The organism is Streptomyces sp. NPDC101181, assembly GCF_044767975.1.
In the GTDB taxonomy this organism is placed as follows: Bacteria; Actinomycetota; Actinomycetes; order Streptomycetales; family Streptomycetaceae; genus Streptomyces.
Genome location: NZ_JBIWOX010000021.1, coordinates 34,761 through 48,823, shown reverse-complemented (window position 1 = coordinate 48,823; position 14,063 = coordinate 34,761). Strand labels below are relative to the sequence as shown.

General features: G+C 71.5%; 12 protein-coding genes. 2 read left to right on the top strand and 10 right to left on the bottom strand.

Annotated elements, in window-relative coordinates:
- Positions 1–45: 45 nt before the first annotated feature.
- Both hisS and ACIRRU_RS25930 read right to left on the bottom strand, forming a co-directional pair.
- On the bottom strand, positions 46–1,308 hold the full coding sequence (hisS, locus tag ACIRRU_RS25935) for a histidine--tRNA ligase (protein ID WP_403684324.1): 1,263 nt from the start codon (positions 1,306–1,308) through the stop codon (positions 46–48).
- Between the two features lie 17 nt (positions 1,309–1,325).
- On the bottom strand, positions 1,326–2,015 hold the full coding sequence (locus ACIRRU_RS25930; protein WP_403684322.1) for an MBL fold metallo-hydrolase: 690 nt from the start codon (positions 2,013–2,015) through the stop codon (positions 1,326–1,328).
- A 168-nt stretch (positions 2,016–2,183) separates the two neighbouring features.
- Between ACIRRU_RS25930 and ACIRRU_RS25925 the strand changes: the two genes are divergently transcribed.
- A complete protein-coding gene (locus ACIRRU_RS25925; protein WP_403684321.1) occupies positions 2,184–2,975 on the top strand; it encodes a peptidylprolyl isomerase in 792 nt (263 codons plus the stop codon).
- 222 nt (positions 2,976–3,197) lie between these two features.
- Entirely contained in the window at positions 3,198–4,427 is a 1,230-nt protein-coding gene (locus tag ACIRRU_RS25920) for a DUF349 domain-containing protein (RefSeq protein WP_403684319.1), read from the top strand.
- A 99-nt stretch (positions 4,428–4,526) separates the two neighbouring features.
- On the opposite strand, the gene ACIRRU_RS25915 is transcribed toward ACIRRU_RS25920, so the two are convergent.
- The 8 genes from ACIRRU_RS25915 to ruvC all read right to left on the bottom strand — a co-directional run bounded on the left by ACIRRU_RS25915 (position 4,527) and on the right by ruvC (position 14,047).
- Entirely contained in the window at positions 4,527–7,163 is a 2,637-nt protein-coding gene (locus tag ACIRRU_RS25915; protein WP_403684317.1) for a RelA/SpoT family protein, read from the bottom strand.
- Between the two features lie 189 nt (positions 7,164–7,352).
- Positions 7,353–7,904, bottom strand: a complete 552-nt coding sequence (locus ACIRRU_RS25910; RefSeq protein ID WP_403684316.1) for an adenine phosphoribosyltransferase — start codon at positions 7,902–7,904, stop codon at positions 7,353–7,355.
- Positions 7,905–7,907: 3 nt separating this feature from the next.
- Positions 7,908–8,990 carry a protein translocase subunit SecF gene (gene secF / locus ACIRRU_RS25905; protein ID WP_403684314.1) on the bottom strand — a complete coding sequence of 361 codons (1,083 nt, stop codon included), beginning with the start codon at positions 8,988–8,990 and terminating at the stop codon, positions 7,908–7,910.
- Position 8,991: 1 nt separating this feature from the next.
- A complete protein-coding gene (secD, locus tag ACIRRU_RS25900; RefSeq protein ID WP_403684312.1) occupies positions 8,992–10,767 on the bottom strand; it encodes a protein translocase subunit SecD in 1,776 nt (591 codons plus the stop codon).
- A 150-nt stretch (positions 10,768–10,917) separates the two neighbouring features.
- Positions 10,918–11,421, bottom strand: coding sequence for a preprotein translocase subunit YajC (gene yajC, locus ACIRRU_RS25895; RefSeq protein WP_403684311.1), 504 nt, complete (start codon positions 11,419–11,421; stop codon positions 10,918–10,920).
- Positions 11,422–11,587: 166 nt separating this feature from the next.
- Positions 11,588–12,673, bottom strand: a complete 1,086-nt coding sequence (gene ruvB / locus ACIRRU_RS25890) for a Holliday junction branch migration DNA helicase RuvB (RefSeq protein WP_363202445.1) — start codon at positions 12,671–12,673, stop codon at positions 11,588–11,590.
- A gap of 31 nt (positions 12,674–12,704) precedes the next feature.
- Positions 12,705–13,331, bottom strand: coding sequence for a Holliday junction branch migration protein RuvA (ruvA, locus tag ACIRRU_RS25885; RefSeq protein ID WP_403684310.1), 627 nt, complete (start codon positions 13,329–13,331; stop codon positions 12,705–12,707).
- Positions 13,328–14,047, bottom strand: a complete 720-nt coding sequence (gene ruvC / locus ACIRRU_RS25880; protein WP_403684412.1) for a crossover junction endodeoxyribonuclease RuvC — start codon at positions 14,045–14,047, stop codon at positions 13,328–13,330. The genes ruvA and ruvC overlap by 4 nt, the downstream gene beginning before the upstream one ends.
- Between the last annotated feature and the right edge of the window lie 16 nt (positions 14,048–14,063).

Below are 14,063 nucleotides of genomic sequence, written 5' to 3'. Positions count from 1 at the left end.
ACCTGAGGCCCTGCCGCGCGCGCCGCCCTCGCCGCGTCCCCGCTCTCAGCCGAGCAGCTTCGTCAGCTCCGCCAGGGCCCCGGTCAGCGGCACCGCGCGCTGCTCGCCGGACTCCATGTCCTTGAGCTGGACGACGCCCTCGGCGAGATCGCGCTCGCCCGCGACCAGGGTGTAGCGCGCGCCGGAGCGGTTGGCGCTCTTCATCGCGCCCTTCAGGCCACGGCTACCGAAGGCGAAGTCGGCGGCGACTCCCGCGCGGCGCAGTCCGGTGACGACGCCGAACAGCGCCCGGCGGGCCTCCTCGCCGAGCGGCACCGCGTACACGCTGGTGGTGACGGGCAGGTCCAGCTCGACGCCCTCGGCCTCCAGCGCGAGCACCGTGCGGTCCACGCCGAGCGCCCAGCCGACGGACGGCAGCGCGGGGCCGCCGATCATCTCGGAGAGGCCGTCGTAGCGGCCGCCGCCGCCCACCGCGGACTGGGAGCCCAGGCCGTCGTGGACGAACTCGAAGGTGGTGCGGGTGTAGTAGTCGAGGCCGCGGACCAGCTTCTCGTCGTCCTCGAAGGCGACCCCGGCCGCGGTGAGCAGCGTCCGGACCTCCTCGTGGTAGGCCCTGCACGCGTCGCACAGGTAGTCGCGGAGCTTCGGGGCGCCGGTGAGCTGCTCGCGCACAGCGGCCCGCTTGTCGTCCAGGACGCGCAGCGGGTTGATCTCGATGCGGCGGCGGGTCTCCTCGTCGAGGTCCAGGTCGCGCAGGAAGGTCTGGAGCGCCTCGCGGTAGACCGGCCGGCACTCCTTGTCGCCCAGCGAGTTCAGCAGGATGCGGAACCGGCGCAGGCCCAGCGAGCGGTACGCCTGGTCGGCGAGGATGATCAGCTCGGCGTCCAGGACCGGGTCCTCGGTGCCGATGGCCTCGGCGCCGACCTGGGAGAAGTGGCGGTAGCGGCCCTTCTGCGGGCGTTCGTAGCGGTAGTACGAGCCGGAGTACCAGAGCTTGACGGGGAGGTTGCCCGCCTTGTGGAGGTTGGCCTCCAGGGCGGCGCGCAGTACGGAGGCGGTGCCCTCGGGGCGCAGCGCCAGCTCGTCGCCGCCCTTCGTGGTGAGGGTGTACATCTCCTTGGTGACGATGTCGGTGGACTCGCCGACTCCGCGCGCGAAGAGCTCGACGTTCTCGAAGCCGGGGGTCTCGATGTAGCCGTAGCCGGAGTCGCGCAGGGGTGCGGAGATGGCCTCGCGCACCGCCAGGAACTTCGCGGAGTCCGGCGGGATCAGGTCGTACGTGCCCTTGGGGGCCTGGAAGGTGCTCACGTGGTTGCGTCTCTCGTCTACAGTCCTCGGCGCGGCGAGCCGTCCAGTCCGTTCAGATACGGATTGGCGGCGCGCTCGCGGCCGATGGTCGTCTGGGGGCCGTGGCCGGACAGCACCACGGTCGAGTCGTCGAGCGGCAGGCACACCCGGGCCAGCGAGTCGAGGAGCTCGGCGTGGTCGCCGCCGGGCAGGTCGGTGCGTCCGACGGAGCCGGCGAAGAGCAGGTCGCCCGAGAAGAGGACCGGCGGCACGTCCGCGGCCCCGGGCATCCCGAAGGTCACCGACCCCTTGGTATGGCCGGGGGCGTGCGAGACGCCGAACTCCAGGCCGGCCAGGCTCAGCTTCGCCCCGTCGGTCAGCTCCTTGACGTCGTCGGGCTCCCCCACGGTCAGCTCGCCCATGAGCGGCATGCCGATGGAGCGGCCGAGCGCCTTCTCCGGGTCGCTCATCATGTAGCGGTCCTCGGGGTGGATCCAGGCGGGGACGTCGTGGGAGCCGCAGACGGGGACGACCGAGGCGACGTGGTCGATGTGGCCGTGGGTGAGGACGACGGCGACGGGCTTGAGCCGATGCTTCTTCAGCGTTTCCCCGACGCCCTGGGCGGCCTGGTGGCCCGGGTCGATGATCACGCACTCCTCACCGGCGGCGGGGGCGACCAGGTAGCAGTTGGTCCCCCAGGCCCCGGCGGGGAACCCGGCAATGAGCACGATCGTCCTTAAGGTTCGTCCGGTGGAAGCGGCCGCGGTGCGAGGCCGTGGCGGAACCAGAGCCTACCGGCGCTCCTCATGACACAGGTAACCCATATACGGTACGGGCAGCTCAGGCCCGCATCTCGCGACCCACGAGATCCCACGACGTCACAAGGAGCCCCACCGGTGTCCAGCAGCGAACAGCGGCGACGGCAGCTCGCCCGGGAGAAGTTCGAGCGCCAGCAGAAGCGCCGGGAGGAGGCCCGCCGCAGGAACAAGCGGATCATCGCGATCGTCGCGGCGTCCGTGGCCGTGGTGGCGGTCATCTCGGTGAGCGCGTTCGTGGTGGCGGGCCGGGACGACGACAAGGACAAGGGCAGCGACGCCGCGGCGAGCCAGAGCCCCTCCCCGGAGCCGTCGAAGAGCGAGAGCAAGGCTCCGCTGCCGCCGATGAAGATCGACAAGAAGGCGACGTACACGATGTCGCTGAAGACGACGCAGGGCGACATAGCCTTCGCGATGGACGCGGCGAAGACACCGCAGACGGTGAACTCCTTCAAGGCGCTCGCCGACAAGGGCTATTTCGACGCCACCAAGTGCCACCGGCTCACCACCCAGGGCATCTTCGTGCTCCAGTGCGGCGACCCCAAGGGCGACGGCACGGGCGGTCCGGGCTACAACATCCCGGACGAGAACCTGGACGCGCTCGGCAAGGCGGGCGCCGACGGCTCGGTGACCTACCCGCCGGGCACGGTCGCGATGGCCAACACCGGTCAGCCGGACTCCGGCGGCAGCCAGTACTTCCTCGTCTACAAGGAGACGAAGCTCCCGCCGACCTACACCCCGTTCGGCACGATGGACAAGGCGTCCCTGAAGGCCGTCGAGGCGATCGGCAAGGCCGGGGTCGAGGGCGACCAGCCCGACGGTCCGCCGAAGAAGGCCGTGACGGTCGAGAAGGCGTCGGTCGAGAAGGACTGACGCGGGCGGCCCGCGGCCGGGCCGGGCGACGGCCCGGCGGTGGCGGGCCGCTTCGGCGCGGACCGGCCCGGAGCGGAGAATTTCGGCCGCGCGGAGTGCGGACAGCCGGGCGGCCGGTCGCCTAGATTGGCGTTGTGCAGGGCGGGCGAGGCCCGCCCCAGGAAACTGTGGACGATGCCCGGGGGGCGAACCCCCTCACGGACATCAGGTGGAGGAGGCGCTGTGAGCAGCGACCCGTGGGGCCGCGTCGACGAGACGGGCACCGTGTACGTGCGTACAGCCGACGGCGAGCAGGTCGTCGGATCGTGGCAGGCCGGTTCCCCCGAGGAGGCTCTGGCCTATTTCGAGCGCAAGTACGACGGCATGGTGGTCGAGATCGGCCTCCTCGAACGGCGGGTGAAGACCACCGATCTGTCGGCGAAGGACGCGACGACGGCGATCGGGCATCTGCGCCAGCAGGTCGACGAGCACCATGCGGTCGGCGACCTCGACGCGCTGCGCCGGCGGCTGGACGCGCTGGTGGCGACGGTCGAGTCGCGGCGCGAGGAGCGCAAGGCGCAGAAGGCCAAGCAGACCGACGAGGCCAAGCACGCCAAGGAGGCGCTGGTCGCCGAGGCGGAGGAGCTGGCCGGGAGCGAGCAGTGGCGGTCGGCCGGTGAGCGGCTGCGGGCGCTGGTGGACACCTGGAAGGGTCTCCCCCGCCTGGACCGCAAGTCGGACGACGAGCTGTGGCACCGCTTCTCGCACGCGCGCTCGGCGTTCTCCAAGCGGCGCAAGGCCCACTTCGCCGCGCTGGACGCCCAGCGCGAGGAGGCCCGCAAGGCCAAGGAGAAGCTGGTCACCGAGGCCGAGGCGCTGTCCGGTTCGACGGACTGGGCGGGCACGGCCGCGCGCTACCGCGACCTGATGACCGAGTGGAAGGCGGCGGGCCGCGCCCAGCGCGAGGCCGAGGACGACCTGTGGAACCGTTTCCGCGGCGCCCAGGACGTCTTCTTCGCCGCCCGCGGGGAGGTCTTCGCCGAGCGGGACGCCGAGCAGGGCGAGAACCTCAAGCTCAAGGAGGAGCTCGCCGCCGAGGCCGAGAAGCTGGTGCCGGTGCGGGACCTGAAGGCGGCCCGCGCCGCGTTCCGGTCCATCAACGAGCGCTGGGAGGCCGTCGGCCACGTACCGCGTGACGCCCGGCCCAGGGTCGAGGGCCGGATGCAGGCGGTGGAGCGGGCACTCCTGGAGTCCGAGGAGTCCGAGTGGCGCCGGACCAACCCGGAGGCGCGGGCCCGCGCCGAGGGTCTGACCGGTCAGCTCCAGGCGGCCGTGGACAAGCTGCGCACGCAGATCGACACGGCCCGCGCCCAGGGCAACAACGCCCGCGCGGACAAGCTGGCCAAGGAGCTGGAGGGCCGTCAGGCACTGCTGGACCAGGCGCTGAAGGGCCTGGAGGAGTTCGGCGGCTGACGCTTCTGCCGCCGCCCGCGCGAAGGCCCCGGTACGCGATGCGTACCGGGGCCTTCGCGTCACCGCTGTCACGGCCTGCCGCGCGCCGGGGTGCCGCTGTTACGGCCTGCGCGCCGAGGTGACCCGGTAGACGTCGTAGACGCCCTCCACGCCCCGGACGGCCTTCAGGACGTGCCCGAGGTGCTTGGGGTCGCCCATCTCGAAGGTGAAGCGTGAGGTGGCCACCCGGTCGCGGGAGGTCTGGACGGCCGCCGACAGGATGTTGACGTGCTGGTCGGAGAGGATCCGGGTGACGTCGGAGAGCAGCCGGGACCGGTCCAGCGCCTCCACCTGGATGGCGACCAGGAAGACCGAGGACTGGGTGGGCGCCCACTCGACGTCGAGGATGCGTTCGGGCTGCTGCGACAGCGACTCCACGTTGACGCAGTCGGCGCGGTGCACGGAGACGCCGCTGCCCCGGGTGACGAAGCCGATGATCGGGTCGCCGGGGACGGGCGTGCAGCAGCGGGCCAGTTTGACCCAGACGTCCTCGACGCCCTTGACGACGACGCCGGGGTCCGCGTTGGCCCGGCGTTTGCCGCGGCCGCCGTGCGAGGGCGGGGTGGACTCGGCGATGTCCTCGTTGGCCTCGTCGTGGCCGCCGAGGGCCTGCACCAGCTTCTGCACGACGCCCGCGGCGGCGACATGGCCCTCGCCGATCGCCGCGTACAGCGAGGAGATGTCGGGGTAGCGCATCTCGTGGGCGAGGGTGACCAGCGAGTCGCCGGTCAGGATGCGCTGGATCGGCAGGTTCTGCTTGCGCATGGCCCGCGCGATGGCGTCCTTGCCCTGCTCGATCGCCTCGTCGCGGCGCTCCTTGGAGAACCAGGCGCGGATCTTGTTGCGGGCGCGCGGCGACTTGACGAAGCCGAGCCAGTCCCGGGAAGGTCCGGCCCCGGCCGCCTTGGAGGTGAACACCTCGACCAGGTCACCGTTGTCGAGCGTCGATTCGAGCGGGACGAGCCGCCCGTTGACGCGTGCTCCTATGGTCCGGTGGCCGACCTCGGTGTGGACGGCGTACGCGAAGTCGACGGGGGTCGCGCCCGCGGGCAGCGCTATCACGTCGCCCTTCGGCGTGAAGACGAAGACCTCGTTGCGGGAGAGGTCGAAGCGCAGGGACTCCAGGAACTCGCCGGGGTCCTCGGTCTCCTTCTGCCAGTCCAGCAGCTGGCGCAGCCACGCCATGTCGTTGACGGTGTCCTGGCCGCGCCCGGTGTTCTTGGGGACGTCGGTGCGGACCTTGGAGGCGCCCGCCACGGCCTCCTGCTTGTACTTCCAGTGGGCGGCGATGCCGTACTCGGCGCGGCGGTGCATGTCGAAGGTGCGGATCTGGAGCTCGACGGGCTTGCCGCTGGGACCGATCACCGTGGTGTGCAGCGACTGGTACATGTTGAACTTGGGCATCGCGATGTAGTCCTTGAACCGCCCCGGCACCGGGTTCCACCGGGCGTGCACGGTGCCGAGCGCCGCGTAGCAGTCGCGGACGGTGTCGACGAGCACCCGAATGCCCACCAGGTCGTAGATCTCCGCGAAGTCACGGCCGCGCACGATCATCTTCTGGTAGACGCTGTAGTAGTGCTTGGGGCGGCCGGTGACGGTCGCCTTGATACGGGCGGCGCGCAGGTCGGACTGGACCTCGTCGGTCACTATGGCGAGGTACTCGTCGCGCTTGGGGGCCCGCTCGGCGACGAGCCGGACGATCTCGTCGTACATCTTGGGGTAGAGGATCGCGAAGGCGAGGTCCTCCAGCTCCCACTTGATGGTGTTCATGCCCAGCCGGTGCGCCAGCGGTGCGTAGATCTCCAGCGTCTCGCGGGCCTTCTTCTCCTGCTTCTCCCGCTTGAGGTAGCGCATGGTGCGCATGTTGTGCAGCCGGTCCGCGAGCTTGATGACCAGGACCCGGGGGTCCTTGGCCATCGCGACGACCATCTTGCGGACGGTCTCGGCCTGCGCGGCCTCGCCGAACTTCACCTTGTCCAGCTTGGTGACGCCGTCGACGAGCAGGGCGACCTGGTCGCCGAAGTCGCGCTTGAGGGTGTCCAGGCCGTACTCGGTGTCCTCGACGGTGTCGTGCAGCAGGCCCGCCATGAGCGTCGCCGGGTCCATGCCGAGTTCGGCGAGGATGGTGGTGACGGCCAGCGGGTGTGTGATGTAGGGGTCGCCGCTCTTGCGCTTCTGCCCCCGGTGCCAGCGCTCGGCGACCTGGTAGGCCTTCTCGATCTGCCGGAGCGTGGCCGTCTCGATCTTGGGGTCGTTGCCCCGGACCGTACGCAGGAGAGGTTCCAGGACCGGGTTGTACGGGCTGGAGCGCTGGACGCCGAGGCGGGCGAGGCGGGCCCGGACCCGGCTGGAGGAGCCACCGGAGCGGGAGGCGGACCCGCCCGGGGCGGCGGCCTTCGCCGGGGCCTGCGGCGCGGGAGCCGGGGGCTTGGGCCCTTCGGCGGCGGACTGCGCCACGGGGGGCTGCGCCGGGCTGCCGGACGCGGACGGGTTCGCGGGCGCGGCCGGGGCGGCGGGCTTGGCGACCGGGGCGCCGGACCCGCCGGGCCCCGCCGACTGGGGGCGCCCGGCGTCGGGGCCGGGCTCCGGGGGCGCGGCCTTGGGCGCGTTCGAGGGCGCGGCCTTCGCGGGCGCGGCGGGGGCCGCCGCGGGCTTGTCGGGCTGCGGGGCGGCGGCTGACTGGGCCTCGTCTGGCAAGAGCGCTCCTCGTGAATCCGGGGTACCCGGAGAGCCCATGGTATCGACCCCCTGGAAAACCCTCGCCCGGGGACGCCGGGAGCCCGTACGACGAGGGGCGGGCACCCGGTGTCTCCCGGGTGCCCGCCCCTCGTGTCCGCTGTCCGTCCGCGGCCTGCCCGGCGCTCGCCGACCGCTTCGGACCGCGGTTCAGATGGTGATCAGTGCCTCCAGAGGCGCACCCGCGAGCTTCGGCTCCAGCCGGGCACGGCCCGCGAGGAAGCTCAGCTCCATGAGGACCGCGACGCCCGCGACCTGGGCGCCTGCCCGGCGGATGAGCTCCAGCGAGGCCTCCGCGGTGCCGCCGGTGGCGAGGACGTCGTCGATGACCATGATCCGGTCGTCGGCGGTGAGGTCCTCGGCGTGGATCTCGATCTCCGCGCTGCCGTACTCCAGCTCGTAGGACTGGGCGAGCGTGGCTCCGGGGAGCTTGCCGGCCTTGCGGACCGGCACGAAGCCGAGGCCGGTGCGGACCGCGACCGGCGCGGCCAGGATGAAGCCGCGCGCCTCCAGGCCGACGACCCGGGTGGCGCCGTGCCGTACGCACAGCTCCGCGAGGGCGTCGGTGAGCGCCGTGAAGGCGACCGGGTCCGCGAGCAGCGGGGTGATGTCCTTGAACACCACGCCCGGTTTCGGGTAGTCCGCGACGTCGCGGATCCGGCTGCGCAGCAGCTCCCGGGTGGAATCGGCGGTGCTCGTCATCGCTCAGCGCTTCCCGGGGGTGCGGTGCGAGCGGGGGCGGCCGACGGCCGTGCCCGCGGTCGCGGTGTCCTCGCGCGGGTCCTCGGGGCCGTCGTCGGGGGACTCCCCCTTGGCGGCCGCGGCCGCCCGCCTGGCGAGGACCCGCTTCTTCAGCGCCTTCATCTGCGGGTCGCGTTCCTTGAGGTCGGCGACGAGCGGGGTGGCGATGAAGATCGAGGAGTACGCACCGGCGGCGAGACCCACGAAGAGCGACAGCGAGATGTCGTTCAGCATGCCCGCGCCGAACACACCGCCGCCGATGAAGAGCAGCCCGGCCACCGGCAGCAGCGCCACGACGGTGGTGTTGATGGAGCGGACCAGGGTGCTGTTGATCGACCGGTTGGCGATCTCGCTGTACGTGTAGCGGGTCTGCTTGGTGATGTCCTTCTGGCCCTCCTTGAGGCTGTCGAAGACGACCACCGTGTCGTACAGGGAGTAACCGAGAATGGTCAGCAGACCGATCACCGTGCCCGGGGTGACCTCGAAGCCGACCAGCGCGTAGACGCCGACCGTGATGGTGATGTCGTGGATCAGCGCGATGAGGGCGGCGACGGCCATCCGCCACTCGAAGGCGATGGCCAGATAGACCACCACCAGGACCATGAAGACCGCGAGACCGGTCCAGGCCTTGTTGGCGATCTGCTCACCCCAGCTGGGCCCGACCAGGTCCGCGTTGATCTCCTCGGCGGGGATGCCGAGCTCGTCGGAGAGGGTGTCCTTGATCTCGTTGGCCTTGGCGGTGTCGACCTCGGTGATCTGGATGCGCAGGCCGCCGTTGCCGAGCTCCTGGACGATGGCCAGGTGGCCGGAGGCCTCGGTCGCCACGTCCGTGGCCTGGGCGGTGGAGATCTTGGCCTTGGTGTCGGTCGTGAAGACCGCCCCGCCCTGGAACTCGATGCCCATGCGGAGGCCGCCGACGGCCACACCGATGATGGCCGTGATGGTGATCAGGATCGAGACGCCGTACCAGATCTTGCGGTTGCGGATGAAGTCGTAGCCGACCTCGCCGCGGTAGAGCCGGGCGCCGAGATTGCCGAGTCGCGACATCTCACGCCTCCTTCGGTTCGGTGGGGGCGTTGACACGGCGCGAGCGGCGCAGCGGCGGGTGGGCGCCGAGCCGCTTCGGGTCCAGCCCGGACCACGGGCCGCCCTTGGAGAAGAACTTCGTCCGTCCCATGAGCGTCATGAGGGGCTTGGTGAAGAAGAACACCACGACGACGTCGAGGAGGGTGGTCAGGCCGAGCGTGAACGCGAAGCCCTGCACCTTGCCGACGGTGACGATGAAGAGCACCGCCGCCGCGAGGAACGACACGAAGTCGGAGACCAGGATGGTGCGCCGGGCACGCGGCCAGGCGCGCTCGATGGCGGGGCGCAGGGTGCGTCCCTCACGGATCTCGTCTCTCACCCGTTCGAAGTACACGATGAACGAGTCGGCTGTGATGCCGATGGCCACGATGGCACCGCAGACCGCCGGGAGGTTCAGCGCGAAACCGATGGCCGGGCCGAGCAGGGACATGATCGTGTACGTGAGGATGCCGGAGACCACGAGGCTCAGGAGCGCGATGAACGCGAGTCCCCGGTAGTAGACGACCAGGTAGACGACGACGAGGGCCAGACCGATGGCCCCGGCGATCAGCCCGCCCTTGAGCTGCTCGCCGCCGAGGGCGGCGGTCACGGTGGTGACGCTCGACTCCTCGAAGGTCAGCGGGAGCGCGCCGTAGGACAGGATGTTCCCGAGCTCCTCGGCGGACTGCTGGTCGAAGCTGCCGGAGATCTGGGCGTTCTTGCTGAGCGCCTGGCTCACGGAGGGCGCGGAGACGACCTCGCCGTCCAGGACGATCCCGAACTGGTTCATCGGCGGCTGCTGCTGGGCGAGCCGGCCGGTGATCGTCTGGAACTTCTTGGCGCCGGCGGAGGTGAACTCCATCGACACGATCCACTGACCGGACTGCTGGTCGATGGTGGCCTGGGCCTGGTCGACGTCACGACCGGAGACCTCGGAGGGGCCCAGGACGTACTTCTCGTAGCTGCCGGGGACGTTGGAGCCGCAAGCGACGATCGAGTCGCTGGGCTTGGTGCCCTGGGCGGCCTCCGTCCGCTGCTTGGGATCGGTGCAGTCGAGCTTGGCGAACTCCTCCTGGAGCTTCGCCGTCGCCGGGTCCGCGGGGGGCGTGGCCTCGGGGGAACCGGACGGCTTCGGCTCGCCGGAACCCGTGGCCGAGGGGGTCGGGTCCTTCTTCAGCGCACCGGGGACCGCACGGCCCTGCGTGGTGGCGCTCGCCGAAGGAGTGGCCTCGGGATCGGTGGCTTCCTCGCCCTGGTTCTTGTCGTCCGGCGTGCCGGACGCACCGGGCTTCGGTGTGGCGGTTCCCGAGGGGGTCGCGGAGCCGGAGGGCGTGGGCTGCTCGGGGGTGCTCGCCTGCACCGCCAGCACGGGCCGGAAGTAGAGCTGGGCGGTGGTGCCGACCTGCTCCCGGGCCTGCTCGGAGTTGGTCCCCTTGGGGATGTTGACGATGATGTTGTCGCTGCCCTGGGTCTGGACCTCGGCCTCCGAGACGCCAAGACCGTTGACCCGCCGCTCGATGATCCCGACCGCGGTGTCCATGTTGGTCTGGTTGATCGCGTTCGGCTGGCCCGCCTGGTTCTTCGCCTTGAGCGTGATCGACGTCCCGCCGGCCAGGTCGATGCCCAGCCGGGGCGTGGTGTGCCCGGACAGGAACATACCGCCGGTGAGCGCGACCATGGCGATGAGGATCAGGGCCAGGGCACGCCCCGGCCTGCCCTGGTCGCTGGACGGCCCTCGGCCCTTCTTGGGTGCTGCCACCTTCTCGTTTCTCCCTGTCCTACCGCTCCGCGCCGGGTACGCGCCGGAGTGGCCACGAAGTGTTGTGGGGGCCTGCCCCCCGCAGACGGCCCCACGGTCCCGGGGACGCCGCGCGCCGGTGGGCGCGGGGCGTCCCCGGGATCGTGAGAACTACTTGGTGCCGGCTTCGCCGTCGGTCTTGCCGTCGTCCTTGGCGCTCTTCACGTCCTTGACGTCCTCGGCGTCCTTGACGTCCTTGGGGGCGTCGTCGGCGTCGGAGTCGTCCTTGCCCAGGTCGATCCTGGCGACCTCGGGGGCGTCCGCGGACTGCTCACCGGTCAGCGAGGAGGCGTCGTCGGGGACGACCGTCCCGTCCGCGTCCAGCTCCTCTTCGTCGCCGTGGACGATGCGGTTGTACTCCGCGTCATCGAGGACGGCACCGATCGCGTTCTTCGCGTAGATGGCGTGGACGCCGGGCGCGACCTCGAGGAGGACGGTGTCGTCGTGGACTTCCTTGACGGTGGCGTACATGCCCCCGATCGTCCGGACGCCGGTGCCGGGCTGCATGTCGTTGCGCATCTGTGCGGCCGCCGCCTGCTTCTTCTTGGCGGAGCGGGTCATCAGGAACATGGCCCCGATGAGCACGATGAAGGGGAGAAGAGTAATGAGATCCACGGGACGGGGATTCCTTCGCACGACCGCGCTGGAATGCGGCCTGTATATACGGGGGTGGGCACACCGACCTGTAAGGGCGGCATCGGCGGAGTCTAGATGAGTCCGCATCGATGGAACAACGCCCAGCACGGCACCGGGGTTCCTGCGGGGGCCAACCTGTGACGCGTCACGCCCCGAACAGGCCCTGTTGCCCCTTCGCACCGTGCTGCGGCGGAACCAGTCCCAGATGGGCCCAGGCCGCGGGGGTGGCGACCCGGCCGCGCGGGGTCCTGGCCAGCAGTCCTTCCCTGACGAGGAACGGTTCGGCGACCTCCTCGACGGTCTCGCGCTCCTCCCCCACGGCGACCGCCAGGGTGGACAGGCCGACCGGACCGCCGCCGAAGAGCTTCAGCAGGGCGCCGAGCACCGCGCGGTCCAGCCGATCGAGTCCGCGCGCGTCAACCTCGTACACCTTGAGGGCCGCGGCGGCGATCTCCCGGTCGATCGTGCCGTCCGCCTTGACCTGGGCGTAGTCCCGGACGCGGCGCAGCAGGCGGTTGGCGATACGGGGGGTGCCCCGGGAGCGTCCGGCGATCTCGGCGGCGCCCTCGACGTCGATGCCGACGTCGAGCAGCCGGGCGGAGCGGTGGATGACCCGCTCCAGCTCGGCCGGGGCGTAGAACTCCATGTGTCCCGTGAAGCCGAAGCGGTCGCGGAGCGGGGGCGGGAGCAGTCCCGCCCGGGTGGTCGCGCCGACCAGGGTGAAGGGGGGCAGCTCCAACGGGATCGCGGTGGCGCCGGGGCCCTTGCCGACGATGACGTCGACGCGGAAGTCCTCCATCGCCATGTAGAGCATCTCCTCGGCGGGCCGGGACATGCGGTGGATCTCGTCGAGGAAGAGGACCTCGCCCTCCTGGAGGGAGGAGAGGATCGCCGCGAGGTCTCCGGCGTGCTGGATGGCGGGGCCCGAGGTGATCCGGATCGGGGCGTTCATCTCGGCCGCGATGATCATGGAGAGGGTGGTCTTGCCGAGGCCCGGGGAGCCGGAGAGCAGCACGTGGTCGGCGGTGGCACCGCGGGCGCGGGCCGCCTTGAGGACCAGGTCGAGCTGTTCGCGGACCTTCTCCTGGCCGACGAACTCCTCCAGGTCCTTGGGGCGCAGGGCCGCCTCGACGGCGGTGTCCTCGCCGTCCGCGTCGGCGTCGACCAGCCGGTCGTCGAAGACCGGGCCGGTCGGCTCGTCGGTCTCGGTTCCGGTCTCGTCCCAGTTCATCTTCGGGGCCTCTTCGGTGGTTCGGTGCCGGTCAGCGTGCGCGGTTCAGAGTCTGGAGGGCGGCCCGCAGCAGCTGGGGCACGGGGGGTGCGGCGCCCTCGGCGACGGCGGCCTCGGCCTGCGGGGCGACGGCGGTGACCGCCTCGTCGGCCTCACGGCCGGCGTAGCCGAGGCCGATCAGGGCGGCCTGGAGCTGGTCGCGCCAGCCGGAGGTGACGGGGGTGCCGATGCCCTGCTGGCCGATGTGCGCGCCGACCGGTTCGCCGAGCCGGTCCTTCAGCTCCAGCAGCAGCTTCTGAGCGCCCTTCTTGCCGATGCCGGAGACGGCGGTCAGGGCCTTCTCGTCGCCGGTGGATACCGCGAGGCGCAGGGCGTCGGGGCTGTGGGTGGCGAGCATCGCCTGCGCGAGCCGGGGCCCGACGCCGCTGGCGGTCTGGAGCAGTTCGAAGACCTGGCGCTCGTCGTCGTCCGCGAAGCCGTACAGGGTCAGGGAGTCCTCACGGACGACGAGGGAGGTGGCGAGCCGGGCCTCCTTGCCGATGCGCAGGTCGGCGAGGGTGTGCGGGGTGCACTGGACGGCCATGCCCACGCCGCCGACCTCGATGACGGCCGAGTTCGGGGAGAGGGCGGCCACCGGGCCGGACAGGAAGGCGATCATGCGGTGCGGCCTTTCAGCGTGCGGGGGGCGCGGGACGCGCCGGAGGTCCCGGTCGCGCCCGGGGTTCGGGGGGTACCGGGCGCGCCGGGCGTGGCGCCGGAAGTACCGGCTACGCCGGGGGTGTCGCCGGACGATCCGGGCGTACGGGAGGTGCGCGGCGTGCGCGAGACGCCGGGCGCGCGGGGGGTGCCGGGCGCGCCGGACGTGCGGTGGGCCGCCACCGCCTGCTGGAGCCGGTTCTGGGCGGGGGCGCGCCAGATGTGGCAGATGGCGAGGGCCAGGGCGTCGGCGGCGTCGGCGGGCTTGGGTGGCGCGTCGAGTCGAAGCAGCCGGGTCACCATCGCGCCGACCTGGGCCTTATCGGCCCGGCCGGAGCCGGTGACGGCGGCCTTGACCTCGCTGGGGGTGTGCAGGGCGACCGGGATGCCGCGGCGGGCGGCGCAGAGCATGGCGACCGCGCTGGCCTGGGCGGTGCCCATCACCGTACGGACGTTGTGCTGGGCGAAGACGCGCTCCACCGCGACGAAGGACGGGTTGTGCTCGTCGAGCCACTGCTCGATGCCGCGCTCGACGGCGACGAGCCGGTCGCCCAGGTCGGCGTCGGCGGAGGTGCGCACGACGCCTACCCCGATCATGGTCAGCGGGCGGCCCGCGACCCCCTCGACCACGCCGACCCCGCACCGGGTCAGTCCCGGGTCAATGCCCAGCACCCGCATGGAACTCCCTGTCCTC

Bases quoted from the DNA above. Each gene is read 5' to 3' on its own strand.
- ruvB (WP_363202445.1), bottom strand. From the start codon at position 12,673: ATGAACTGGGACGAGACCGGAACCGAGACCGACGAGCCGACCGGCCCG.
- ruvA (WP_403684310.1), bottom strand. From the start codon at position 13,331: ATGATCGCCTTCCTGTCCGGCCCGGTGGCCGCCCTCTCCCCGAACTCG.
- ruvC (WP_403684412.1), bottom strand. From the start codon at position 14,047: ATGCGGGTGCTGGGCATTGACCCGGGACTGACCCGGTGCGGGGTCGGC.
- secF (WP_403684314.1), bottom strand. From the start codon at position 8,990: ATGTCGCGACTCGGCAATCTCGGCGCCCGGCTCTACCGCGGCGAGGTC.
- ACIRRU_RS25910 (WP_403684316.1), bottom strand. From the start codon at position 7,904: ATGACGAGCACCGCCGATTCCACCCGGGAGCTGCTGCGCAGCCGGATC.